General features: G+C 70.3%; 19 protein-coding genes. 9 read left to right on the top strand and 10 right to left on the bottom strand.

Going from position 1 to position 24,042, the window contains the following annotated elements; genetic code table 11:
* The first annotated feature begins 52 nt into the window (after positions 1-52).
* Positions 53-1,138, top strand: a complete 1,086-nt coding sequence (locus OG373_RS12825) for a branched-chain amino acid aminotransferase (RefSeq protein ID WP_397732427.1) — start codon at positions 53-55, stop codon at positions 1,136-1,138.
* Positions 1,139-1,219: 81 nt separating this feature from the next.
* On the opposite strand, the gene OG373_RS12820 is transcribed toward OG373_RS12825, so the two are convergent.
* Positions 1,220-2,647 (bottom strand): cytosine permease, encoded by a 1,428-nt coding sequence (locus OG373_RS12820; protein WP_405438265.1) that lies wholly within the window; start codon positions 2,645-2,647, stop codon positions 1,220-1,222.
* A gap of 156 nt (positions 2,648-2,803) precedes the next feature.
* On the opposite strand from OG373_RS12820, the gene ureA reads away from it, so the two are divergent.
* The 6 genes from ureA (at position 2,804) to OG373_RS12790 (ending at position 10,439) form a co-directional block, all read left to right on the top strand.
* The gene (gene ureA, locus OG373_RS12815) at positions 2,804-3,514 is read left to right on the top strand and encodes an urease subunit gamma (RefSeq protein WP_405438263.1); all 711 of its coding nucleotides are present in this window, start codon (positions 2,804-2,806) and stop codon (positions 3,512-3,514) included.
* Entirely contained in the window at positions 3,511-5,244 is a 1,734-nt protein-coding gene (locus OG373_RS12810) for an urease subunit alpha (protein WP_405438261.1), read from the top strand. Before ureA ends, OG373_RS12810 begins: the two co-directional genes overlap by 4 nt.
* A 49-nt stretch (positions 5,245-5,293) precedes the next feature.
* A complete protein-coding gene (locus tag OG373_RS12805; RefSeq protein ID WP_405438260.1) occupies positions 5,294-6,328 on the top strand; it encodes an agmatine/peptidylarginine deiminase in 1,035 nt (344 codons plus the stop codon).
* Between the two features lie 40 nt (positions 6,329-6,368).
* On the top strand, positions 6,369-6,989 hold the full coding sequence (locus OG373_RS12800; RefSeq protein WP_397732419.1) for a TetR/AcrR family transcriptional regulator: 621 nt from the start codon (positions 6,369-6,371) through the stop codon (positions 6,987-6,989).
* A 403-nt stretch (positions 6,990-7,392) separates the two neighbouring features.
* The gene (gene cimA, locus OG373_RS12795) at positions 7,393-9,021 is read left to right on the top strand and encodes a citramalate synthase (RefSeq protein WP_405438257.1); all 1,629 of its coding nucleotides are present in this window, start codon (positions 7,393-7,395) and stop codon (positions 9,019-9,021) included.
* A 59-nt stretch (positions 9,022-9,080) separates the two neighbouring features.
* Positions 9,081-10,439 (top strand): hypothetical protein, encoded by a 1,359-nt coding sequence (locus tag OG373_RS12790; RefSeq protein ID WP_405438255.1) that lies wholly within the window; start codon positions 9,081-9,083, stop codon positions 10,437-10,439.
* 34 nt (positions 10,440-10,473) lie between these two features.
* On the opposite strand, the gene OG373_RS12785 is transcribed toward OG373_RS12790, so the two are convergent.
* Positions 10,474-11,094: a YceI family protein gene (locus OG373_RS12785; RefSeq protein ID WP_405438252.1), complete on the bottom strand. Its 621-nt coding sequence runs from the start codon at positions 11,092-11,094 to the stop codon at positions 10,474-10,476.
* Positions 11,095-11,369: 275 nt separating this feature from the next.
* Between OG373_RS12785 and OG373_RS12780 the strand changes: the two genes are divergently transcribed.
* Both OG373_RS12780 and OG373_RS12775 read left to right on the top strand, forming a co-directional pair.
* The gene (locus OG373_RS12780) at positions 11,370-12,953 is read left to right on the top strand and encodes an acyl-CoA carboxylase subunit beta (protein WP_030390884.1); all 1,584 of its coding nucleotides are present in this window, start codon (positions 11,370-11,372) and stop codon (positions 12,951-12,953) included.
* Between the two features lie 23 nt (positions 12,954-12,976).
* Complete coding sequence (locus OG373_RS12775; protein WP_327264618.1) at positions 12,977-13,177, top strand: acyl-CoA carboxylase subunit epsilon; 201 nt, start codon at positions 12,977-12,979, stop codon at positions 13,175-13,177.
* 182 nt (positions 13,178-13,359) lie between these two features.
* Here the strand turns inward: OG373_RS12775 and OG373_RS12770 are convergent, their stop codons facing one another.
* The 8 genes from OG373_RS12770 to OG373_RS12735 all read right to left on the bottom strand — a co-directional run bounded on the left by OG373_RS12770 (position 13,360) and on the right by OG373_RS12735 (position 23,587).
* Complete coding sequence (locus OG373_RS12770; RefSeq protein ID WP_007266770.1) at positions 13,360-13,944, bottom strand: ATP/GTP-binding protein; 585 nt, start codon at positions 13,942-13,944, stop codon at positions 13,360-13,362.
* Positions 13,925-14,467, bottom strand: coding sequence for a DUF742 domain-containing protein (locus OG373_RS12765; protein WP_405438248.1), 543 nt, complete (start codon positions 14,465-14,467; stop codon positions 13,925-13,927). The genes OG373_RS12770 and OG373_RS12765 overlap by 20 nt, the downstream gene beginning before the upstream one ends.
* 93 nt (positions 14,468-14,560) lie before the next feature.
* The gene (locus tag OG373_RS12760) at positions 14,561-14,974 is read right to left on the bottom strand and encodes a roadblock/LC7 domain-containing protein (protein ID WP_030037347.1); all 414 of its coding nucleotides are present in this window, start codon (positions 14,972-14,974) and stop codon (positions 14,561-14,563) included.
* A gap of 10 nt (positions 14,975-14,984) precedes the next feature.
* Positions 14,985-18,167 (bottom strand): nitrate- and nitrite sensing domain-containing protein, encoded by a 3,183-nt coding sequence (locus OG373_RS12755; protein WP_405438246.1) that lies wholly within the window; start codon positions 18,165-18,167, stop codon positions 14,985-14,987.
* A 293-nt stretch (positions 18,168-18,460) separates the two neighbouring features.
* Entirely contained in the window at positions 18,461-19,042 is a 582-nt protein-coding gene (locus OG373_RS12750; protein ID WP_046776286.1) for an ATP/GTP-binding protein, read from the bottom strand.
* Positions 19,023-19,415: a DUF742 domain-containing protein gene (locus tag OG373_RS12745; protein ID WP_405438244.1), complete on the bottom strand. Its 393-nt coding sequence runs from the start codon at positions 19,413-19,415 to the stop codon at positions 19,023-19,025. The genes OG373_RS12750 and OG373_RS12745 overlap by 20 nt, the downstream gene beginning before the upstream one ends.
* A gap of 152 nt (positions 19,416-19,567) precedes the next feature.
* The gene (locus OG373_RS12740; RefSeq protein WP_030708442.1) at positions 19,568-19,981 is read right to left on the bottom strand and encodes a roadblock/LC7 domain-containing protein; all 414 of its coding nucleotides are present in this window, start codon (positions 19,979-19,981) and stop codon (positions 19,568-19,570) included.
* Between the two features lie 9 nt (positions 19,982-19,990).
* Entirely contained in the window at positions 19,991-23,587 is a 3,597-nt protein-coding gene (locus tag OG373_RS12735; protein ID WP_405438242.1) for a nitrate- and nitrite sensing domain-containing protein, read from the bottom strand.
* Between the last annotated feature and the right edge of the window lie 455 nt (positions 23,588-24,042).

Below are 24,042 nucleotides of genomic sequence, written 5' to 3'. Positions count from 1 at the left end.
AGTACGCCGTGAGCGCGGTCCGCCATACACAACCGGTGAAGGACAAGCACTCATGACGACGCCCACGATCGAGCTCAAGCCCTCCTCGAACCCGCTGTCCGATGCGGAGCGCGAGGCGATCCTGGCCAGCCCCGGCTTCGGCCGCCACTTCACCGATCACATGGTGACGATCAAGTGGACCGAGGGCCGCGGCTGGCACGATGCCGAGCTGGTCCCGTACGCGCCGCTCGCGATCGACCCGGCGAACATGACGCTGCACTACGCGCAGACGATCTTCGAGGGTCTCAAGGCCTACCGCCAGCCCGACGGCACCGTGGCCACCTTCCGCCCCGAGGCCAACGCCGCGCGCTTCCAGTCCTCCGCCCGCCGCATGGCCATGCCGGAGCTGCCGACCGAGCTGTTCATCGACGCCTGCGACGCGCTGATCAAGCAGGACCGCGCCTGGGTGCCGGACTCCGGCGAGGCCTCGCTCTACCTGCGGCCCTTCATGTTCGCCTCCGAGGTCGGCCTCGGTGTCCGCCCGGCGAACGAGTTCCTCTTCATCGTCATCGCCTCGCCCGCAGGCGCGTACTTCCCCGGTGGCGTCAAGCCCGTCTCGGTCTGGCTCTCCGAGGACTACGTCCGCGCGGTCAAGGGCGGCACCGGCGCGGCCAAGACGGGCGGCAACTACGCGGCCTCGCTCGTCGCGCAGGCCCAGGCCGCCTCGCACGGCTGCGACCAGGTGGTCTGGCTCGACGCCGTCGAGCACCGCTGGATCGAGGAGATGGGCGGGATGAACCTGTACTTCGTGTACGGGGACCGCATCGTCACCCCGGAGCTCACCGGCTCCCTCCTTCCCGGCATCACCCGCGACTCCCTCCTCACCATTGCCCGCGACCTCGGCTACACCGCCGAGGAGGGCCGCCTGACCACCGAGGACTGGCAGCGCGACAACGCCAACGGCACCCTCACCGAGGTGTTCGCCTGCGGCACCGCCGCCGTCATCACCCCGGTCGGCTCGGTCAAGTCCGAGCGGGCCAACTGGACCCAGGGCGACGGCGAGCCGGGCCAGGTCACCATGCGCCTGCGCAAGGCGCTGCTGGAACTCCAGACCGGCCACAGCGCCGACACCCACGGCTGGATGCACCCGCTGGGCTAGTTCCCGGCTGCTCCACGTACGGCGCAGGCCCGCGCCCCGGATGTCCGGGGTGCGGGCCTGCGTGCGTACGTACGGGGGTGCTTACGCGTTCGCGGGCTCCTCGGCGGCGGCGACCACCGGGACCGGGGCGGGGGAGCGGCGGGCGGTGAGCGCGGTGTAGACGAGCCCGCCCGTCAGGCCGGAGAGGACGAAGGAGCAGTCCACGCCGCCGGTGAGGGCGAGCAGCGGGCCCTCGTAGAACGGGGTGGTCACGGCGAGCAGGCCGACGCCCGCGCCGATCGCCCAGGAGGCGGTGGCCGCGAGGTTCCAGCCGGAGCGGTACCAGTAGATCCCGCCCACCGAGCGGCGGTTGAAGACCTGGAGCGCGTCGGCGTCGTAGCGCCCGCGGCAGCGCACGTACCCGATCAGGGTGATCACGGCCCACGGGGTGCCGATGGCGGTCAGCACCAGCACGAACGAGGTCATCGCGGACTGCACGTCCCACTCGAAGGAGCCGATGAACACGAAGGCGGTGGCGACGGCCGCCGCGACGAGGGTGGCCGTGGTCCGGGTGGCCCTGGGCACGATCGCGTCGAGGTCGAGGCCCATCGAGTAGAGCATCAGCCCGGCGTTGCCCACCGAACCGCCCGCGGCGGCGGCGAGCAGCGGCACCAGGTACCAGAACGGCGCCGCCTCGACCAGCGGCCCGGCGTACTCGGCCCCGGCCCGGGCGGCGAGCGCCGTGTAGGTGCCGAACAGCTGCGGGATCAGCAGGCCGAAGAGCAGGCCGAGACCGGTGGCCCGGAGCACCTTGCGGGAGCTGTGCCGGCGCGGGGAGATGTAACGGGTGTAGTCGCCGAGCAGGGTGATGAAGGCGACCGGGCCGCTGAGCCCGGCGGCGACGGCGGCGAGGATCCAGGTCGGCCAGAAGGAGCCGAGCAGGTACGCGGTCTCCGGCGGGGCGGCGGTGGTGAAGTCCCCGGAGTAGGCGAAGACGCCGATGGCCAGCAGCACCACCATGCCGATGGCCAGGATCTTGCTCATGCGCAGCAGCAGCCGGTAGCCGAAGACGGCCGCGACGACCGTACAGGCGGCGAGGACGCCGTACATCACGGCCCGCGAGACACCGGTGTCCGGCAGTCCGGTGAGGCGGGAGAGGGTGCCCACCATCACGTCGCCGCCGATCCACAGGGTGAGCGCGGTATAGCCGAGGGAGAGCAGCAGGCCCACCACCGAGCCCACGAGCCTGCCGCGGACGCCGAACTGGGCGCCGCTGGAGGTCGAGAGGTTGGTCGCGGTGCGCAGGGAGACGAGCGCCAGCGGCGCGGTGAAGACGATACCGACGAGCGTGCCGGTCACGATGGCGGTGACCGAGGGCCACAGGCCCAGTCCGAAGGACGGGGGCAGCCAGCCGAAGACGATCACACCGAGGCAGAGGTTGGAACCGAGAAGGATCGAGATCAGGTCACGGGGACCGCTCGTCCGCTCGTCCTCGGGGATGGTGTCGACTCCGCGCTGTTCGATGGGCATGGGGGACTCCCTTGGCAGGGCGGGGGGTGGTTGCGCTTATGTTTGAGCGACACTCAATGTGACCCAAGGGCTGGTCCCAGGTCAATGATTCCCTGCAACGAAATGAAGAGTTAGAGTGATGCTCTAACCCATCGATTCAAGAGGTGGTGGATCGGCGTGCGGCTGACCCCTACGGAGCGCGACCGGCTGCTGCTCCGCAGCGCTGCGGAGCTGGCCAGGGCCCGGCGGGCCCGTGGCCTGAAACTCAATGTCCCGGAGGCGACCGCGCTGATCGCGGACACGGTCTGCGAGGCGGCGCGCGACGGCAAGCGGCTCGCCGAGGCCATCGAGGAGGCCCGCAGCGTGCTGGGCCCGGGCGATGTCCTGCCGGGCGTCGCCGACGTGGTCGCCGAGGTGCACGTGGAGGCCGTCTTCGACGACGGGTCCCGTCTCGCGGTGGTCTCGTCCCCCATCCGGGGCGCGGTCCCGCTCGGCGACGACGCCCCGGGTGCGGTCGTCCCCGGCCCCGGCGCCCCGCAGCCGGAGCCGGTCCTGCACCTGCGCGTCCGCAATACCGCCGCGGTGCCGGTGAGCGTGACCTCGCACTTCCACTTCTTCGAGGCGAACCCGCGGCTCGACTTCGACCGGGCCGCGGCCTACGGGATGCGGCTGTGCGTCCCGGCGGGCTCGTCCGTACGGTTCGACCCCCACGGCGAGGGCGAGGTCGGCCTGGTGCCCATCGGCGGTGACCGGATCGCGGTCGGTTTCGCGGGGTTGGTGGACGGGCCCCTGGATGTGCCGGGAGCCAGGGAAGAGGCCCTGCGCCGTGCGGCGGCCTGCGGCTACCTGGGCGTGGCCGCCGAACACGAGGACGGAGACCGGGCGTGAGCAGGAAGACCCCGCACAGTGATCACTGTGCGCCGGGCGGCCGGCACATCGATCCGCACGAGTACGCGTCCGTGTTCGGGCCGCGGGCCGGCGACCGGGTGCGGCTCGGTGATTCCGGGCTGACGGTCCGGGTGGAGCACGATGCGCAGAAGCCGGGTGACGAGTTCCTGGCGGGTTTCGGGAAGACGGCGCGTGACGGGCTGCATCTGAAGGCGGCCGCGGTGCGTGAGACCTGTGATGTGGTGATCAGCAATGTGCTGGTGATCGATGCGGTGCTCGGTATCCGGAAGGTGTCGATCGGTATCCGTGAGGGCCGGATCCATGCGATCGGCCGGGCGGGCAACCCGGACACCCTCGACGGCGTCGACGTGGTCGTCGGCACCGGCACGACGATCGTGTCGGGCGAGGGCCTGATCGCGACGGCCGGAGCCGTGGACACCCATGTCCACCTGCTCTCCCCGCGGATCATGGAGGCCTCCCTCGCGAGCGGCGTGACCACGATCATCGGCCAGGAGTTCGGCCCCGTCTGGGGCGTCGGCGTCAACTCCCCGTGGGCGCTGAAGCATGCCTTCAACGCCTTCGACGCCTGGCCCGTCAACATCGGCTTCCTCGCCCGAGGGTCCTCCTCGGACGCCGCCCCGCTGGTCGAGGCGCTGGCCGAGGGCGGTGCGTCCGGTTTCAAGGTGCACGAGGACATGGGCGCCCATACGCGGGCCCTGGACACGGCGTTGCGGGTGGCCGAGGAGTACGACGTGCAGGTCGCCCTGCACAGTGACGGTCTGAACGAGTGCCTGTCGGTGGAGGACACGCTGCGGGTGCTGGACGGGCGGACCATCCACGCCTTCCACATCGAGGGCTGCGGCGGTGGGCATGTCCCGAACGTGCTGAAGATGGCGGGGGTGCCGAATGTCATCGGCTCCTCCACCAATCCGACGCTGCCGTTCGGGCGGGATGCGGTCGCCGAGCACTACGGCATGATCGTCTCGGTCCACGACCTGAAGCCGGATCTGCCGGGTGATGCCGCGATGGCCCGTGACCGGATCCGGGCCGGGACGATGGGCGCCGAGGACGTGCTCCACGATCTCGGTGCGATCGGCATCACCTCCTCCGACGCCCAGGGCATGGGCCGGGCCGGTGAGACGATCCGCCGTACCTTCGCGATGGCGGCCAAGATGAAGGGCGAACTCGGCCCGATGGCCGGTGACGGGGAGGGCGACGACAACGCCCGCGTCCTGCGCTACATCGCCAAGCTGACCATCAACCCGGCGATCGCCCACGGCCTCTCCCACGAGATCGGCTCCATCGAGGTCGGCAAACTCGCCGACATCGTGCTGTGGCGCCCGCAGTTCTTCGGGGCCAAGCCCCAGCTCGTGCTGAAGTCCGGCTTCCCCGCCTACGGCGTCACCGGCGACCCCAACGCCGCCACCGACACCTGCGAACCCCTGGTCCTCGGCCCGCAGTTCGGTTCGTACGGAGCCACGGCCGCCGACATCTCCGTCGCCTTCGTCTCGGCCGCGGCCGCCGCCCTGGGCAGCGACGAGATGCCGACCCGCCGACGCCGCGTCGCCGTCCGCGGCACCCGCGGCATCGGCCCCGAGGACCTCCTGCTCAACTCCCGGGTGGGCGCGGTCGATGTGGACCCGCGCAGCGGACTGGTCTCCCTCGACGGGGAACCGCTGCGCTCCGAGGCCGCCGAATCGGTCTCCCTCAACCGCCTGTACTTCCTCTAAAGCCGGCACAGCCTGTAAGCCAGCACAGCCCCCTAAGGACCTGCCTGCCATGACCAAGCCTGTGAACGACGGCTTCCGGATGCCCGCCGAGTGGACGCCCCACGAGCGCACCTGGATGGCCTGGCCCAGCCCCAACCCGACCTTCACCAACGCCCAGGAGCTCGCAGAGGCCCGCGAGGCCTGGGGCGCCGTCGCCCGCGCGGTCCGCGCGTACGAGCCGGTGACCCTCGTGGTCTCGCCCGGCGACGCGGAGAGCGCCCGCGCGATCGTGGGCGACGACGTACAGCTGGTCGAGCAGGAGCTCGACGACGCCTGGATGCGCGACATCGGCCCGACGTTCGTCACCAACGACGCCGGCGAGCTCGCGGCCGTCGACTGGACCTTCAACGGCTGGGGCGCCCAGGAGTGGGCCCGCTGGGACCACGACTCGAAGATCGCCCGGCACGTCTCGGACGTGATCGGCACCCGTACGTACAGCACCGAGCTCGTCAACGAGGGCGGCGCCATCCACGTCGACGGCGAGGGCACCGTACTCCTCACCGACACCGTGCAGCTGGGCGAGGGCCGCAACCCCGGCTGGACCCGCCAGCAGGTGGAGGCCGAGATCCACGCCCACCTCGGGACCACCAAGGCGATCTGGCTGCCGTACGGCCTGGCCGGCGACTACGGCACCTACGGCACCCAGGGCCACGTCGACATCGTCGCCGCCTTCGCCCGCCCCGGCGTCGTCATGGTCCACACGCAGCCCGACCCGGCCCACCCGGACCACGAGCGCTGCAAGACCGTCGCGGCCATCCTCCGCGCGTCCACCGACGCCAGGGGCCGGCAGCTGGAGGTCGTGGAGATCCCGGCGCCGACCGTGCTGGAGGAGGACGGCGAGTGGGTGGACTACTCGTACATCAACCACTACCTCTGCAACGGCGGCGTCGTGCTCTGCGCCTTCGACGACCCGCGCGACGAGGAGGCCGCCGAGATCTTCCGCGGACTGTTCCCCGAGCGGACCGTGACACTCGTTGACGCACGTACGATTTTCGCCGGGGGTGGCGGTATCCACTGCATCACCCAGCAGCAGCCGAAGGTCTGATCCGCAGACGACCGGCAGCCGACCGACAAGGAGTGGGTCCATGGTGGCGGGTGGAGTACCGGTACGCGCGGCGCGGAAGAACGCGCCCCCGCGCGAGGACGTACTCGTCGCCGCCATGGCCACGATCGCCGAGCGCGGCCTGGAAGGCCTGACCATGGCCGGCCTGGGCCGCGAGGTCGGCATGAGCAGCGGCCACCTCCTCTACTACTTCCGCAGCAAGGACGAGCTCCTGCTGCAGACCCTGGAGTGGAGCGAGGCGGAACTGGGCAGCGAGCGGCGGGCCCTGCTCGCCCGCCGCGGACCGGTGAGCGAGCGCCTCCAGGCGTACGTGGACCTGTACGTGCCCACGCAGCCCCGCGACCCGCACTGGACACTGTGGCTGGAGGTCTGGAACCGCTCCCAGAACGCCGGCCCCCAGGAACGCGACCGGCAGGCGGCCATCGAGGGCGCCTGGCACCGTGACCTGGTGGCCCTGCTGGCCGAGGGCATCTCGCGCGGGGAGTTCCGCCCGGTGGACGCCGAACGCGTGGCGACCCGGATCCGGGCCCTGCTCGACGGATTCAGCATCCAGCTGGCCGTGGGCCTGCCGACGCTGGACCGGACGGCGATCCTCACCCACGTGAGGGAATTCCTGGTGGAGACCCTCACCCCGCCCCACTAGCCCCACTGGCCCCGCAACGGCGCCGCAGAGGCCCGCACTCGGGTGCGGGCCGGTGCCCCCGAAGCCCGCGCGTCGAACACCGGCGCGGACGCGTGCCCGCATGCTGAGATCCCTGTCCATCCGCGGCGAGCGTTGTGGCACACTGCCAGCGTGCCTGCTCAGCTCATGATTATCGCCAGCAGCGCGCCGGTCCCCAGTGGCCGCTGAACCGTGGAAGAACTCCGCGGAAGCGGCCACCGTGCCTCGGACCCGCGCGCAGACCTCTCGCTACCCGCGAGAGGTTTTTTCGTTTCCCGGACCATCCCTGCCGGGACCGAACCGCGCGCGATGATGGGGGCAGTGACGGCGGCCTGCCCCTTTGGCGGGCATCCGGAACCACTCATCCGACAGGAGTCAGATCAGCATGACGACGACACCAGAGGCGGCAACTGTGCTGTCAGAAGGCCTGGACGACAGCTTCCACGTCTTCGACACCACCCTGCGCGACGGCGCCCAGCGCGAGGGCATCAACCTCACGGTCGCCGACAAGCTGACGATCGCCCGGCATCTGGACGACTTCGGAGTGGGCTTCATCGAGGGCGGCTGGCCCGGCGCCAACCCCCGTGACACCGAGTTCTTCGCCCGCGCCCGCGCGGAGATCCGGTTCAGGAACGCCCAACTGGTCGCCTTCGGCGCGACCCGGCGCGCGGGCGGCTCGGCCGCCCAGGACCCCCAGGTGCGGGCCCTGCTGGAATCCGGCGCCCCGGTCATCACGCTCGTCGCCAAGTCCCACGACCGCCACGTCGAGCTCGCCCTGCGCACCACCCTGGAAGAGAACCTGGAGATGGTCCGCGACACCGTCTCCCACCTCGTCGCCGAGGGCCGCCGCGTCTTCGTCGACTGCGAGCACTTCTTCGACGGCTACCGGGCCAACCCCGAGTACGCCAAGTCCGTCGTCCGCGCCGCCCACGAGGCCGGCGCCGACGTGGTCATCCTCTGCGACACCAACGGCGGGATGCTGCCCGCCCAGGTGACCGCCACCGTCGCCACCGTCCTCGCCGACACCGGCGCCCGCCTGGGCATCCACGCCCAGGACGACACCGGCTGCGCCGTCGCCAACACGCTGGCCGCGGTGGACGCCGGCGCCACCCACGTCCAGTGCACGGCGAACGGGTACGGCGAGCGCGTCGGCAACGCCAACCTCTTCCCCGTCGTCGCCGCCCTGGAGATCAAGTACGGGCGCAAGGTGCTCCCCGACGGGGCGCTCGCCGAGATGACCCGGATCTCGCACGCCATCGCCGAGGTCGTGAACCTCACCCCCTCCACGCACCAGCCCTACGTCGGCGTCTCCGCCTTCGCGCACAAGGCGGGCCTGCACGCCTCGGCCATCAAGGTCGACCCGGACCTCTACCAGCACATCGACCCCGAGCGGGTCGGCAACACCATGCGGATGCTGGTCTCCGACATGGCCGGCCGCGCCTCCATCGAGCTCAAGGGCAAGGAGCTCGGCGTCGATCTCGGCGGGGACCGCGCGCTGATCTCCCGGGTCGTGGAGCGGGTCAAGGCCCGTGAGCTCCAGGGCTACACGTACGAGGCGGCCGACGCCTCCTTCGAGCTGCTGCTGCGGGCCGAGGCCGAGGGCCGGGCCCGCAAGTACTTCCGCATCGAGTCCTGGCGGGCGATCATCGAGGACCGCCCGGACGGCACCCACGCCAACGAGGCCACGGTCAAGCTGTGGGCCAAGGGCGAGCGGATCGTCGCGACGGCGGAGGGCAACGGCCCCGTCAACGCGCTGGACCGGGCCCTGCGGGTGGCATTGGAGCGGTTCTACCCGCAGCTCGCCAAGTTCGAGCTGGTCGACTACAAGGTCCGCATCCTGGAGGGCACGCACGGCACGGAGTCCACGACCCGCGTGCTGGTCGCGACCACGGACGGCGAACGCGAGTGGTCCACGGTCGGGGTGGCCCCGAACGTGATCGCGGCGTCCTGGCAGGCCCTGGAGGACGCATTCACGTACGGCCTCCTGCACGCGGGCGTCGAACCGGCCGAGTGATCCGCCGGCCCTTATATCCAGCTCACACGGGAAAGTACCGGTTCCGGTAGCGTCATGGTATGAGGACCAGGCTGATTTCCGTACGCTTCGGACCGCTGCTCTCCGGTCTGCTGCTGGCGCTGGCGACGACCGCCCTCGTCGCCGCGCCACAGGCTTCGGCGGCCACCGGGGTCGCGGCCGTGGGGGAGGCCCTCAAGCAGGGCCCGGTCTACGTCGCCCCGGGGGCCGAGGCGCAGCTGTCGACGGCCCAGGCGGACGCGCTCGCGAAGAAGATCAAGGATGCGGGGAAGCCGGTGTTCGTGGCCGTGCTGCCGGCCACCGCCGAGTTCCCCGAGGACAAGGTGCTCGGCGCCGTCCGTGCCGAGACCGGTATCACCGGTCTCTACGCGATCCGGCTCGGTGACGGCTTCGACGCCGGCGCCGACCGGGCGGTCATGCCGGCGAACGCCGTGCGCAACCTCACCGAAGCCGTCAAGACCGGCGCCCCGGTGGACGCGAACACGCAGCTCAACAACTTCGTGGACCAGGCCCTGACCCAGGTCAGGGGCGGTGCTCCCGCTTCCTGGGGCACCACCGGCGCCGACGAGGGCGTCCCGGTCGGCGGGCTGGTCGCCCTCGGCGCGGTGGCCGTGGTGGGTGGCGGCAGTGCGTACGCGCTGGTCCGCCGCAACCGCAAGAAGAAGGAAGAGGCCCGGCGCGAGGCCATCGCCCGGCTGGGCGTGGTCGTGGACGAGGACATCACGGCCTTCGGCGAGGAGCTCGAACGGCTCGACTTCCACCCGGGCGAGCCGGGCGCCGACGACGCGATGCGGGGGGACTACGAGCAGGGGCTCGACTCCTACGACAGGGCCAAGCAGATCATGGCCTCGGTGCAGTACCCCGACGAGGTCAGGGGTGCGACCCAGGCCCTGGAGGACGGCCGCTTCGCGCTGGCCACCCTCGATGCGCGCCGACAGGGCAGGCCGCTGCCCGAGCGCCGCTCGCCCTGCTTCTTCGACCCGCGCCACGGGCCGAGTACGCAGGACGCGAGCTGGGCCCCGGCGGGCGGGGCCGCCCGTAGCGTGCCGGTCTGCACGGCGGACGCCGTCCGGCTGCGCGACGGCCTGGACCCGGCGGTCCGTACGGTCGAGACCGACCGCGGGCCGCGGCCGTACTACGACGCCGGCCCGGCGTACGGCCCCTGGGCCGGCGGCTACTTCGGCGGCGGCATCCTGCCCGGCCTGCTCGTGGGCACGATGCTCGGTTCGATGATGTCCAGCCCGGCGTACGCCGCGGACTACGGCGGCGGCATGGACGGTGGTTTCGAGGGCGGGGACGTCTCCGGGGCCGACTTCAACCCGTCCGACTTCGGCGGCGGGGACTTCGGCGGCGGAGGCGGTTTCGGCGGCGGAGGCTTCGACGGCGGGGGCGGCTTCTAGCCGCCCCCGGTTCCGGGCGTCGGGACGTCCGGCGTCAGGCCTGCTTGATGGCGGAGATGTCGAAGGTCAGCTTCACCTTGTCGCTGACCATCACACCGCCGGCCTCCAGCGCGGCGTTCCAGGTCAGGCCCCAGTCGGAGCGCAGGATCTCGGCGGAGCCCTCGAAGCCGACGCGCTCGTTGCCGTAGGCGTCGGTGGCCGAGCCGTTGAACTCCAGGTCGATGGAGAGCGGGCGGGTGACGTCCTTGATCGTCAGGTCGCCCGTGATGCGGTACGTGTCCCCGCCGAGCGTGGCCGCGGTGGTGGAGCGGAAGGTCATCAGCGGGAAGGCCTCGGCGTCGAAGAAGTCGCCGCTGCGCAGGTGGGCGTCGCGGTCGGCGATGCCGGTGTCGACCGAGGCGATCTTGACCTCGATGGTGGCCGAGGAGCGAGCCGGGTCGGCGCCGTCCAGGTGCAGGGCCCCCTCGTGCTCGGTGAAGGCACCGCGGACGTTGGTGACCATGGCGTGGCGGACGGTGAAGCCGATGCTGCTGTGCGCCGCGTCGATGACGTAGTCGCCGGTGAGGGCGGCGAGCGCCGGGTCGACCTCCAGGGTGGCGACGGCGGCGCCGTCCTGGACGTTCACGTTCTGGTTGCGGCGGGTGAAGATTCCCATGACGTACTCCTCGGTGGTGTGCTGGTCGGATCGACCGACTATCTGTTGAATGTTCAACGACTTCAACGAGGATGACGCTAGACCTATTCCGTTCAAATTTCAACATCTGGTCGGGGTGTCAGCTCAATTTGTGAAGGTCCTACAACGGGGGCGTGCCCCGTCTGGCGGAGTCCCTACATCCCCCGGGCGTACTGTGCGGGCCGGACAGCGGAAGACTCCCGAGACTGTGCGGAATGAACGGAGGTTTTTCATCGCGATCTTCGTAAGGTCGGTACATGACCGTTGTGGACCAGACCCCGAGCGAGCCGACGGACGCCCGCGGGCGCGTGGCCGAGCTGCACTCCCTGCGCGAGCAGGCGAGGCGCGGCCCCAGCGACCGTGCGACCGAGACCCAGCACGCCAAGGGCAAGCTGACCGCCCGTGAGCGCATCGCGCTGCTGCTCGACGAAGGTTCCTTCCGGGAGGTCGAGCAGCTCCGCCGCCACCGGGCGACCGGATTCGGCCTGGAGAACAAGAAGCCCTACACCGACGGTGTCATCACCGGCTGGGGCACGGTCGAGGGCCGCACGGTCTTCGTCTACGCGCACGACTTCCGCATCTTCGGCGGCGCCCTGGGCGAGGCCCACGCCACGAAGATCCACAAGATCATGGACATGGCCATCGCGGCCGGTGCCCCGCTGGTCTCCCTGAACGACGGCGCCGGCGCCCGCATCCAGGAGGGCGTCTCGGCGCTGGCCGGCTACGGCGGCATCTTCCAGCGCAACACCAAGGCCTCGGGCGTCATCCCGCAGATCTCGGTCATGCTGGGCCCCTGCGCCGGTGGCGCCGCCTACTCCCCGGCCCTCACGGACTTCGTGTTCATGGTCCGGGACACCTCGCAGATGTTCATCACCGGCCCGGACGTGGTCCGCGCGGTGACCGGCGAGGAGATCACCCAGAACGGCCTCGGCGGCGCCGACGTGCACGCCGAGACCTCCGGCGTCGCGCACTTCGCGTACGACGACGAGGAGACCTGCATCTCCGAGGTCCGCTACCTCATCTCGATGCTGCCCTCCAACAACCGCGAGAACCCGCCCGTCCACGAGACGAGCGACCCGGCCGACCGGCGCAGCGAGGTCCTGCTGGACCTGGTGCCCGCCGACGGCAACCGCCCGTACGACATGCTCAAGGTCATCGAGGAGCTCGTCGACGAGGGCGACGTCCTGGAGATCCACGAGCGCTGGGCCCGCAACATCATCTGCGCCCTGGCCCGGATGAACGGCCAGGTCGTCGGCATCGTCGCCAACCAGCCCGGCCACCTCGCCGGTGTCCTGGACATCGAGGCCTCCGAGAAGGCCGCACGCTTCGTCCAGATGTGCGACGCCTTCAACATCCCGATCATCACCCTGCTCGACGTCCCCGGCTTCCTGCCGGGCGTGGACCAGGAGCACGGCGGCATCATCCGCCACGGTGCCAAGCTCCTGTACGCGTACTGCAACGCCACCGTCCCGCGGATCTCGCTGATCCTGCGCAAGGCCTACGGCGGCGCGTACATCGTCATGGACTCCCAGTCCATCGGCGCCGACATCACCTACGCCTGGCCGACCAACGAGATCGCCGTGATGGGCGCCGAGGGCGCGGCCAACGTCATCTTCCGCAAGCAGATCGCGGACGCCGAGGACCCCGAGGCCATGCGCGTCCGCATGGTCAAGGAGTACAAGGCCGAACTGATGCACCCGTACTACGCGGCCGAGCGCGGCCTCGTCGACGACGTCATCGACCCCGCCGAGACCCGCGAGGTGCTCGTCAGCGCCCTCGCGATGCTCCGCAACAAGCACGCCGATCTGCCGTCCCGCAAGCACGGCAACCCGCCGCAGTAACCGCGAAGGAGACCTGCCACCACATGACCACCGCCACTGACACCCTGCTGCGCGTCGAGAAGGGCAATGCCGCCCCCGAGGAGCTGGCCGCGATCACCGCGATCCTGCTCGCCCGCGCGGCCGCCACGCCCGACGAGACCCCGGTCAGCGTGCCCCGCCAGGCCGGCTGGCGCCGCCTGGAGCGCACGCCCGGCTTCCGCGCCCCGCACAGCTGGCAGGGCTGAGTTCCCGAGCCCCGAAGGCCCCGCACCCGTCCAGGATGCGGGGCCTTTCGCGTACCCCGGTGCCCACGTGCGTACGTACCGCCGGGCGCGCTGCCCTGCGTGGCCGCGTACCCGCTGCGCGCGGCGCACGCGAGAAGGCCCCCGCGTCGTGACACAGGGGCCTGTCGGGTGCGGCGGACGAACTACCGCAGGCGCGCCATGAGGGCGTGCTCCACGAGCGTGATGAGCGCGCTCTTGGCGTCCGCGCGGTGGCGGGCGTCGGTGGTGATGATGGGAGCGTCCGGGCCGATCTGAAGGGCCTCGCGGACCTCCTCCGGCGTGTAGGGCTGGTGCCCGTCGAAGCCGTTGAGGGCGATGACGAACGGCAGGCCGCTGTTCTCGAAGTAGTCGACCGCGGGGAAGCAGTCGGCGAGACGGCGGGTGTCCACGAGGACCACGGCACCGATGGCGCCGCGGACGAGGTCGTCCCACATGAACCAGAAGCGGTCCTGGCCCGGCGTACCGAAGAGGTACAGGATCAGGTCCTGGTCCAGGGTGATGCGGCCGAAGTCCATGGCGACCGTGGTGGTCGTCTTGTCACCGGTGTGGGTGAGGTCGTCGATCCCGGCCGAGGCGCTGGTCATGACGGCTTCGGTGCGCAGCGGGTTGATCTCGGAGACCGCGCCGACGAACGTGGTCTTGCCCACGCCGAAGCCGCCCGCCACCACGATCTTCGCGGAGGTGGTGGAGCGGGGAGCCGCTCCGCCGTTAGAGCTTGCGAAGTCCACTGAGCACCCTTTCGAGCAGTGTCACGTCTGGCTGGCCACCGGCAGACTCGTCGCCGCCGGGCTGGTGAATGGCGACAAGGCCCGCCTCCGCCAGGTCGGCGACGAGGATGCGGGCGACACCAAGAGGAATGGAGAGAAGTGCCGAGATCTCCGCTACGGATTTGATCTCCTGGCACAGGCGGCAGATGCGCTGGTGCTCGGGCAACTGCCCTTGCAGACGCGCGGGATCCGCCGTGGTACTGACCAGCGCCTCGATGGCGAGCTGGTAGCGCGGCCGAGTACGGCCGCCGGTCATGGCGTACGGACGCACCAGCGGGTTGTGCGCCTTCGGCGCCGGCTGCCGCGCGGCGCGCGGCGGCTGCTGGTGCTGCGGAGGCATCTGGGGCTGTCCGTACTGCTGCTGGTAGGGATTCTGCTCCGGCACGGGCCGGCTGGGTGCGGAGGGGAAGTTGAAGCGGTTCTGGTCGTGCCCACCCTGCGGCTGCTGCGCGCCGCCATAAGGATGTCCTCCGGGTGTTGTCACGTTTCCTCCTCCGACTCCAAGTACGCAGTACTCCCTGTGGAACCGCGCCACCGCACCCTATGGTGCGATGGCGCGAAACGCACTGCCTGTCTGCTAGTTGAGAAGACTTCCCTGCAGTTCGGCACGCAGATCCGGAGTGAGGACACTGCCCGCGCGATCCACCAAAAGGGCCATCTCGTAACCCACGAGGCCGATGTCGCACTCGGGGTGCGCGAGCACCGCGAGGGACGATCCGTCCGAGACGGACATGAGGAAGAGGAACCCCCGGTCCATCTCGACCACGGTCTGGTTGACGGCGCCACCCTCGAAGATGCGGGAGGCACCGGCGGTCAGCGAGGTCAGTCCGGAGGCCACGGCCGCCAGCTGATCGGCGCGGTCGCGCGGAAATCCGTCGGACATCGCCAGAAGAAGGCCGTCGGCGGAGACCACCACCGTGTGGGACACCCCAGGGGTGTTGTCCACGAAGTTGGTGATCAACCAGTTCAGGTTCTGTGCCGCCTGGCTCATCGGGCTCACACTAACGCTCCTGGTCATAGCTGTTACTTGACTGCTCAGAACCCGCGCTGCGTCCCTGCTGGACACCGCGCCGCAGGTTGCTCAACCTGCCGCGGACGTCCTCCGGAGCGCGGGAGACCTGGGGGCCGCCCTGCGGGGTCGTCTCCGCTGCGCCCTCGACCAGGTTGGCCTTGGGCACGCGCCGAGGGAGACCGGACGGGGTGACCCCGCCCGCCTTCGGCTCACGGAGCTTTCCGGCCTGCTGCCAGCGTTCGTCGTTGCGCGAACGCCAGGCTGCGGTGCCTTCAGTTTCCTCCGGGGCCCGCTCCGGTTCGGCGGCCTGCTGCTGGCGCGGCGACCGCTGTTCGAAGAGGGATCCGGTGGACTCCGCTTCCTGCTTCCCGGGCGGCCACTGCTGCTGGCTGCCGCGTCGCGGCAGGCCCGCTCCGGTCATCGTGTGACCGGTGTCGGCGGCGGCACCCGGACGGTCGAAGCCTACGCGCTCCGGCGCCGGTTCGGGGACGGCTTGGGATTCCGATTCGGTCCCGTAATTCTGCTGGTAGGCAGCCGGATACGTGTTCTGCTCGGGCCACTCGGCCTGCTCTGAGCTGGCATCGAAGCCATTGTCGTAGCCCTGAGCGGCCGGCTGCTGGTCCGGGTAGCCGTCTTCCGTATAGCCGTAGTCCTGCTGCGGGTACGCGTCGTAGCCCTGCTGGGCCTGCTGCGCCTCGTAGGAGGTGTCGTACGCCTGCTCGGACGGCTGTTCGTAACCCTGGTACTCCTGGTACCCGTGCTCAGGCTGGGGTTCCGGATACTCCTGCGCGGGGTACGGCTGCTGTTCCTGCGGGTAACTCACCTGGGCCGCCAGCGCGGCCCGGCGCTCCTGCTGGCCCAGGGACCGGCCGACCGGGTCGGCCGGGAGGCCGTCGGCGCCCAGCTGGTCGTACCGCGAGTCGTCGAAGCCGAGCTCGGCGGCGGTGCGCAGCGGGGCGGCCAGCTGGGCCTGCTGCTCCGGAATGATCTGCGAGACCGTGAAGTCGTCGTCCGGAATGCCCTCGCCACCGCCACCGTGGGTGATGGCGTCGGGGAGCATGACCAGCGAGGTGGTACCGGCCGCCTCGCCCGAGGGGCGCAGCTGGACGCGGATGCTGTGGCGGTCCGCCAGCCGGCCGACCACGAACAGACCCATGCGCTGCGAGATCGCGGCGTCCACGGTCGGCGGGTTGGCCAGCTTGTGGTTGATGTCCGCGAAGTCCTCGGCGGTGAGGCCGATGCCCTTGTCGTGGATCTCGACCATCACGCGGCCGTCGGGCAGACGCGTGGCGTTGACGCGGACCTTGGTCTGCGGGGAGGAGAACGTGGTGGCGTTCTCCAGCAGCTCGGCGAGCAGGTGCACGAGGTCGGTCACGGCCTGGCCGTGGATCTCGGCCTCGGAGACACCGGAGAGCTCGATGCGCTCGTACTGCTCCACCTCGGACGAGGCGGCGCGCAGCACGTCGACGAGCGGCACCGGCTGGTCCCAGCGGCGGCCCGGCTCCTCACCCGCGAGGATGAGGAGGTTCTCGCCGTTGCGGCGCATACGGGTGGCCAGGTGGTCCAGGCGGAAGAGGTTCTCCAGCTGGTCCGGGTCGGCCTCGTTGTTCTCCAGGTCGGTGATGAGGGTCAGCTGGCCCTCGATCAGCGACTGGTTGCGCATGGAGAGGTTCGTGAAGATCGCGTTGACGTTGCCCCGCAGGAGGGCCTGCTCGGCCGCGAGCCGGACCGCTTCCCGGTGGACCTGGTCGAAGGCGCGGGCGACCTCGCCGATCTCGTCCTGGGAGTCGATGGGGATCGGGTGGACACGGGTGTCCACCTTGCCGGGGTCGGTGCGCGAGAGCTGGTCGACGAGCATCGGCAGGCGCTGCTCGGCGATGTCGAAGGCGGCGCTGCGCAGGCGGGCCATGGCGCGGCCCATCTGGCGGGCCATCATGCCGGCCAGGATGAAGGCGGCGAGCAGGGCCACGACCACGATGGCGCCGTTGACGATCGCGTCCGTGCGGGCGTCGTCGGAGACCGCGACGGCGTCCTTGACGGCCTTGTCGAGGAGTTCCTTCTCGACCTCGTCGTAACCGTCGAACTTCGCGGTGGCGGCGGCCTGCCAGAACGCGGGGTTCGTCCCGTTCTCGGCGAGCTTCTTCTTGGGCTCACCGCTGGCGATCGCCTCGGTCATACCGAGGAGCGGGTTCTTGTTGACCTCCGGCGGAGGCACGAAGCGGACGCCGGCCTGCTCGGCCTGGTGCTTGGCGTCGGCGATCTTGGCCGCGCCCTCCTCGGACTTCTTGGCCATGACCGCCTTGAGGCGGTTCACGTCCTCCTCGGTACCCGCCGCGACGTACTCGCCGATGGCGATTTCCTCGAGGTAGGCATAGGAGGAGAAGGCGACGAGCTGGGCCTTGCGGATGTTCTCGTCCGCGCTCGGACGCACCAGCAGGTGGGTGCCCACGGAGCGCTGCAGCGAGTTCGCCGCCTTGGCCAGCTGGATCGCGTAGACCATGCGGCCGTACGAGGTCACGTTGCCGGTGCCGAGACCGAGCTCGTTCGCGAACTGCATGAGGTAGTGCTGAACCAGCACATAGCCCTCTTCGGTCGGGATGGGGCCGGCCGAGGTGGGCAGGTTCTTCTTGGGGCTCTCGACCGCCGCGAGGTACGCCTTCTCGCGTACCTGGGCGAGCTTGGGCTCCTCCGCGCGGAAGAGGTCCAGACGCCGCTCCAGGCCGAGGTTCTTCGGCATGTCCTGGACGGCCTTGTCGAACTTCTCCTTGGCCGCGGCGGTGTCCTCGTAGGCCTTGGCGACCTTCGGGTCCTTGGTCTGGCCGTTCAGGAGGGGCTCGGCGGTCAGGTCACGCTCGTTGAGCAGTGCCTGGCTGTAGCCCGAGGCCGCCTGGACGACCGTGGCTATCTTCTCCGCGTCCTGGGCCTCGCTCCAGGTGTCGATGGACCCCTTCACCTGGAAGCCGCCCATGACCAGGCCCACGAGGGCCGGCACGAGCAGGATGGCGTTCAGACGGGTCGGCACACGCCAGTTGCGGGGCGAGAACCTGCTGCTGCTCCCGCTGCTCGCGGGCGGTTCCACGGGCACGTCGACGGGCGACGCGGCCGCTCGCGGCGGCGGGGTGAAGTTGCCGCGCGCGGGTTCATCCGCGGGGCTTGCGTTGCTTCGCCTCACTCGACCAACAACCTCTCGGCGGTGCTACTAGCTAGTTCGTTGAATTCCAGCACGGTTAACGGCCGTGTTCCAAACAGTTGAAACCGGCCATTCGCAGAACCTTATGCCCCACATAAATCGGACATAAAGAGCGTCCTGCGGCAAAAATAGGGGCAGTTGTGCGCGCAGTGGTACCAGGCGACCGCACCCCGTTGCCAAATGGCTGCAATTCTCTGTCGAAACGTTATGAACGACACGGGCGGGCCGTGTCGTATGACACAGCCCGCCCGTCCCGCGCGACAACTGAAACCGTGTTACTTGAGCCGCGCCATGAGCGCGTGCTCCACGAGCGTGATGAGCGCGCTCTTGGCGTCCGCGCGGTGGCGGGCATCGGTGGTGATGATGGGAGCGCCGGGGCCGATCTGAAGGGCCTCGCGGACCTCCTCCGGCGTGTAGGGCTGGTGGCCCTCGAAGCCGTTGAGAGCCACGACGAACGGCAGACCGCTGTTCTCGAAGTAGTCGACCGCGGGGAAGCAGTCGGCGAGACGGCGGGTGTCCACGAGCACGATCGCACCGATGGCGCCGCGGACCAGGTCGTCCCACATGAACCAGAAGCGGTCCTGGCCCGGCGTACCGAAGAGGTACAGGATCAGGTCCTGGTCGAGCGTGATGCGGCCGAAGTCCATGGCGACCGTGGTGGTCGTCTTGTCACCGGTGTGGGTGAGGTCGTCGATCCCGGCCGAGGCGCTGGTCATGACGGCTTCGGTGCGCAGCGGGTTGATCTCCGACACGGCTCCGACGAACGTGGTCTTGCCCACGCCGAAGCCGCCCGCCACCACGATCTTCGCGGAGGTGGTGGAGCGGGGAGCCGCTCCGCTAGATGTTCCGAAGGCCACTGAGCACCCTTTCGAGCAGCGTTACATCCGGCGTGCCGCCGGCCTCTCCATTGCCCGGCTGGTGGATGGCCACCATTCCGGCCTCCGCCAGGTCGGCGACGAGGATCCGGGCGACACCGAGCGGCATCGACAGCAGTGCGGAGACCTCGGCGACCGACTTGACCTCGCGGCACAGGGTGCAGATGCGCTGGTGCTCCGGGAGCAGGCCGGACAGGTGCATCGGATCGGCGGTGGTGCTGACCAGCGCCTCGATGGCGAGCTGGTAGCGGGGCCGGGTCCGGCCGCCGGTCATCGCGTACGGACGCACCAGCGGCTGATCGCCTTCCGAGTACGAGTCTCCGTACGCATCGGAGTAGGCGGGGGGCGGGGTCATTGATCCTCCGGGCTGGACAGCAGTGGTCAGCGTGCCGTCTGACGGGGCGGCCGGTGGGGGGAACGGTATGACGGCCTGGCGGGGGTACTGGATTTCGGGGCGGGGCCCCGATCTTCCGGCCGGTAGTACCGTCCGGCCGGAAGATTCGGAAGTCAGCCGAGCAGGCTTCCCTGCAGTTCGGCGCGCAGGTCCGGAGTGAGGACACTGCCCGCGCGATCCACCAGAAGGGCCATCTCGTAACCCACGAGGCCGATGTCGCACTCGGGGTGCGCCAGTACGGCCAGCGAGGATCCGTCCGAGACGGACATGAGGAAGAGGAATCCCCGGTCCATCTCGACAACGGTCTGGTTGACGGCGCCGCCCTCGAAGATGCGGGAGGCACCGGCGGTCAGCGAGGTCAGTCCGGAGGCCACGGCCGCCAGCTGATCGGCGCGGTCGCGGGGGAAACCTTCGGACATCGCCAGAAGGAGTCCGTCGGCGGAGACCACCACCGTGTGGGACACCCCGGGGGTGTTGTCCACGAAGTTGGTGATCAACCAGTTCAGGTTCTGTGCCGCCTGGCTCATCGAACTCAACTAACGCTCCTGCTGGTAAGTGGGGTCGATGTGGTAACTGCCGGTCGCCGGTCCGTTGTTGCCGGCCTGACGGCCCTGCTGGATACCGCGTCGGAGGTTGGTCAGACGGCCACGGACATCGTCCGGCGCCCGCGAGACCTGGGGACCCGCCTGCGCCTCGGCCTGCTGCTGCGCGGTGCCGGCCACGAGGTTCGCCCGCGGGACCCGGCGGGGCAGCCCCGAGGTCGTGATGCCGCCGGCGGCGGGCTGACGGACGCGCTCGGCCTGGCGCATCAGCTCGTCGTTCGGCGAGGACCGCCAGCTGACGGTCGGCGTGGTGCCGGTCGCCGTGACGGCGGATTCGGCCGCCTGCTCCTGGCCGCGCTGCGGCAGCGGCTGCTGCTGCGGGGCCTGCTGCGGCTGCTGGGGTACGGACGGTCCCTGCGCGGTGGCCTGCTGGCCCTCCTCGCGGAACCAGTTCGACTCCAGCGTGTCGAAGATCGGGCTGCGGGCGTCACCGGAGCTCTGCGCCGGGGGCAGGGCCTCCGGCCGGTGGCCCTGCGGCAGTCGCGGAGCCTCGGGGCGCGCGGGCGGTACGGGTGCGTACCCGTCGCCGGCCTGCGGCTGCTGCGGGGCCTGCGACTGCGGGGCGTACCCGCCGACACCGGGGCCGCCCGGGCGCTGGGGCTGGTACCCCGGGCGCTCGAACTGTCCGGTGGTGGACGGGTTCAGCGGGCCGCGTACGTCCGGACGCTCGAACTGGCCGGTCGTGCTGTTGCCGCCGTCCGCCTGGGGCATCGGGGCGTTGAAGTCCGGGCGGGCGAACTCGGCCGTCGAGCCGGGGCCCGAGAGCTCGTCGTGACCGCGGGCCTGGTCGCTGCCCCAGCTGGTGCTCTGCGGGCCGGGCAGCTCCGGACGCGCGGCGTTACCGCGCGGCGGCAGCTGCGGCCGGGGGCCGCCCGGCGCCGGAGCCGCGGGAGCGGCCGGCTGCTGGTGCTGCTGCTGAGGAGGCTGCGGCCGCTCGAAGCCGTTGCCCTGCGGGTATCCGGAGGGACCGGAAGCCGGACGGGTCTGCTGGCCGCCACCGAATCCGGCACTGGCGACCGGACCGCGGGTCGGCAGCGGCGTACCGGCACCGAAGGCACCCTGGCCCTGTCCCGTGGTGGTCGGACCCTGCTGCGGACGGCCACCGGGAGCACCGGGACCACCCTGCGGGGGACGACCGCCCTGCGGGCCCTGCGGACGCTGACCGGCACCGCCGTCGCGGCCCGGCAGGGCGGCGCGCTGGCCGCCTCCGGCGACCTGACCGCGCTGCGGGCCGGAGCCCACGGACGGACGTGCGCCCGGGCCGGGTACGGCACCCTGCGCTCCGGGCGCGCCCGGAGCGCCACCGGGGCCGCCCTGACCCGCCATCGGAGCCGGCTTCTTGCCGCCCTGGGCGACGTCCACCGGCAGCATGACGAGGGCCGTCGTACCGCCCGAGTCGGAGGGGCGCAGCTGGATCCGGATGCCGTGTCGCAGGGACAGGCGGCCGACCACGAACAGACCCATGCGTCGGGAGACGGAGACGTCCACGGTCGGCGGCGACGCGAGCCGCTCGTTGATCGCGGCGAGGTCCTCGGGGGAGAGGCCGATACCGGTGTCGTGGATCTCGACGAGCACGCGGCCGTCGGGGAGCGCGTGACCGGTGACCTTGACCTTGGTCTGCGGGGAGGAGAACGAGGTGGCGTTCTCCAGCAGCTCGGCGAGGACGTGCACGAGGTCGTTGACCACGCGGCCGGCGACATCGGTGCCGGGCACCGAGGACAGCTCGACACGCTCGTACTGCTCCACCTCGGAGGCGGCGGCACGGAGCACGTCGACCAGCGGGACGGGGCGGGTCCACCGGCGGCCCGGCTCCTCACCCGCGAGGACGAGGAGGTTTTCGCCGTTACGGCGCATGCGGGTCGCGAGGTGGTCGAGCTTGAAGAGCGAGGACAGCTGGTCCGGGTCGGCCTCGCGCGACTCCAGTTCGGAGATGAGCGAGAGCTGACGCTGGATGAGGCCCTGCGAGCGGCGCGAGAGGTTGGTGAACATCGCGTTGACGTTGCCTCGCAGGAGGGCCTGCTCGGCGGCGAGGCGGACGGCCTCGCGGTGCACGTCGTCGAATGCCGCGGCCACCTGGCCGATCTCGTCGCGGGTGTGCACACCGACCGACTCCACGGACGTGTCCACGTCCTGCGGGTCGGACTCGGACAGCTGCTTGACGAGCTCGGGCAGCCGGTCCTGGGCGACACGCGTCGCGGTGTCCTGCAGGCGGCGCAGCGAGCGGATCATCGAGCGGGCCATGACGAAGGCGCCGACGAGGGAGACGCCGAGGACGAGGAGGATCAGGGCACCGTTGATGATGGCGTCCTGCTGGGCCTCGTTCTTCAGCTCACGGGCCTTCTGCTCCATCTCCTCGAGCAGGGTCAGCTCGATGACCTTCATGGCCGTGAGCTTGGTGCCGTCGGCGTCGTACCAGTCGAGCCACGAGCGGTTCTTCTCGCGCAGGAAGGCGTCCTGGCTGGCCAGTACGCGGCGCGCGTAGTGGTCGGCGCTGGAGATCTCGGAGTTGCTGTCGCCCAGACCCGCGAGGAGTTCCTCGGTCTTGCCCTGGTAGACGAGCTCGAAGGTCGTCTTCGACTGCTGCTCGCCCTTCTGGGCGGACAGGGCGTACAGACGGTCGTTCTCCTTCAGCTCACCCTGGCGCTCGTTGGTGTCCGGGAGCGAGGCGGCGATGATCGCGCGCTGGATGGAGGCGTACTCCTTGGCGGCGGAGAAGGCCGCCAGGGCACGCGTGCGCTTGATCATCTCCGGGTTGGAGGTGGCCTGCGCCATGTCCTGGGAGAGCGAGAGGAGCGAGACGATGAGCGAGTTGTACTCGCTGACGGTCTGCTGGGCGCCGTTGACGTACGCCTTGGTGCGGATCGTCTCGATGTTCGTGAGCTGGCGGCCGATCTGCAGCACGTTGTTGCGGATCGACTTGAGCGTCTCGTCCTTCTCGCCCGTGCTGTCGACCTTGTCGGTCGCGGCGGCGAAGGACTCGGCGGCGGTGTCGGTCAGCTTGCGGGCGTTGTCGACACTGCTGGTGGTCTTGCCCTTGGAGAGGGTGAGCGGACCCGCGGAGAGGTCACGCTCCTCCTGGAGCATGGCCGCCAGGTTGGTGGCCTGTCGCGTCATCGTGGTCAGCAGCTGCATGTGTTCCAGCTGCGCGATGTCGTTGAGCGAGTCGTTGATGCGGAAACCACCGAGCGTGGTGGCGGCGACGACCGGCAGGGTCAGCAGCGACACCAGTCGCGTGCTGATGCGCCAGTTCTGCATGGCGAGGCGGGAACCGGGCCCACTGGGGGCCTTCGGTATCGCCACGTCCTGCTCGGCCGGTCCGGCAGGCGCGACGGATCCGGCTTTCGCCTTGACCCGGGCCTTGACGGACTTCCCACGGCCCTTCGCCTTCACCGCGGCGGAGGTGTCGGGGCCTGCGCCTTCGACAGCCGGCCCGCGGTTCTGGGCGTGCTGGGGCGAGGAGCCACGGTCGGTCCCGCCGCGCGGCTCCTGCTCCGCCGCAGCGCTGCCATCCCTCTTGAATCGTCCCTGCACTAGCGTCGCAACCTCTGGACCAGGCGTCCCGCCGGGCGACCGGTGGGACGGTGTCGAGTCGTGGGGCACTTGCCGCCCCATGGTGGTCGTCGGTGACCGGCGCGTCTTCCTCTCCATGCCGCCGCGCTCGGCGCTGAGTCGCGCCCCTTGCGCACCGGCTGATTCCCGCGGCGGTCCCGCGAATTCCAGCACAGTGGAGGATCTCCAACAAGGTGCGAGCGTCGGCCCGGAGAGTCGGTCACGGCTTGTGACAGAGGCGCTACTCGATGTGCGACTGCATTCGGTAGAAATCGGACTTACGTCATCCAAACAACAGGGCTGTCAAGGTGTCCCAGTCGAGATGATCAGGAGCGGAATGGCGCATTCAGTGGCGCAATGTCTGTTTTGACGGCTGAAGTTGACTGTCCATGATGTCTGGAATGTCAGGTCACAGGTGAGCAAACTCACACAGCCAT

It is taken from the genome of Streptomyces avidinii (assembly GCF_045161815.1).
Lineage (GTDB): Bacteria > Actinomycetota > Actinomycetes > Streptomycetales > Streptomycetaceae > Streptomyces > Streptomyces avidinii.
This window is presented reverse-complemented; position numbering and strand designations above follow the sequence as displayed.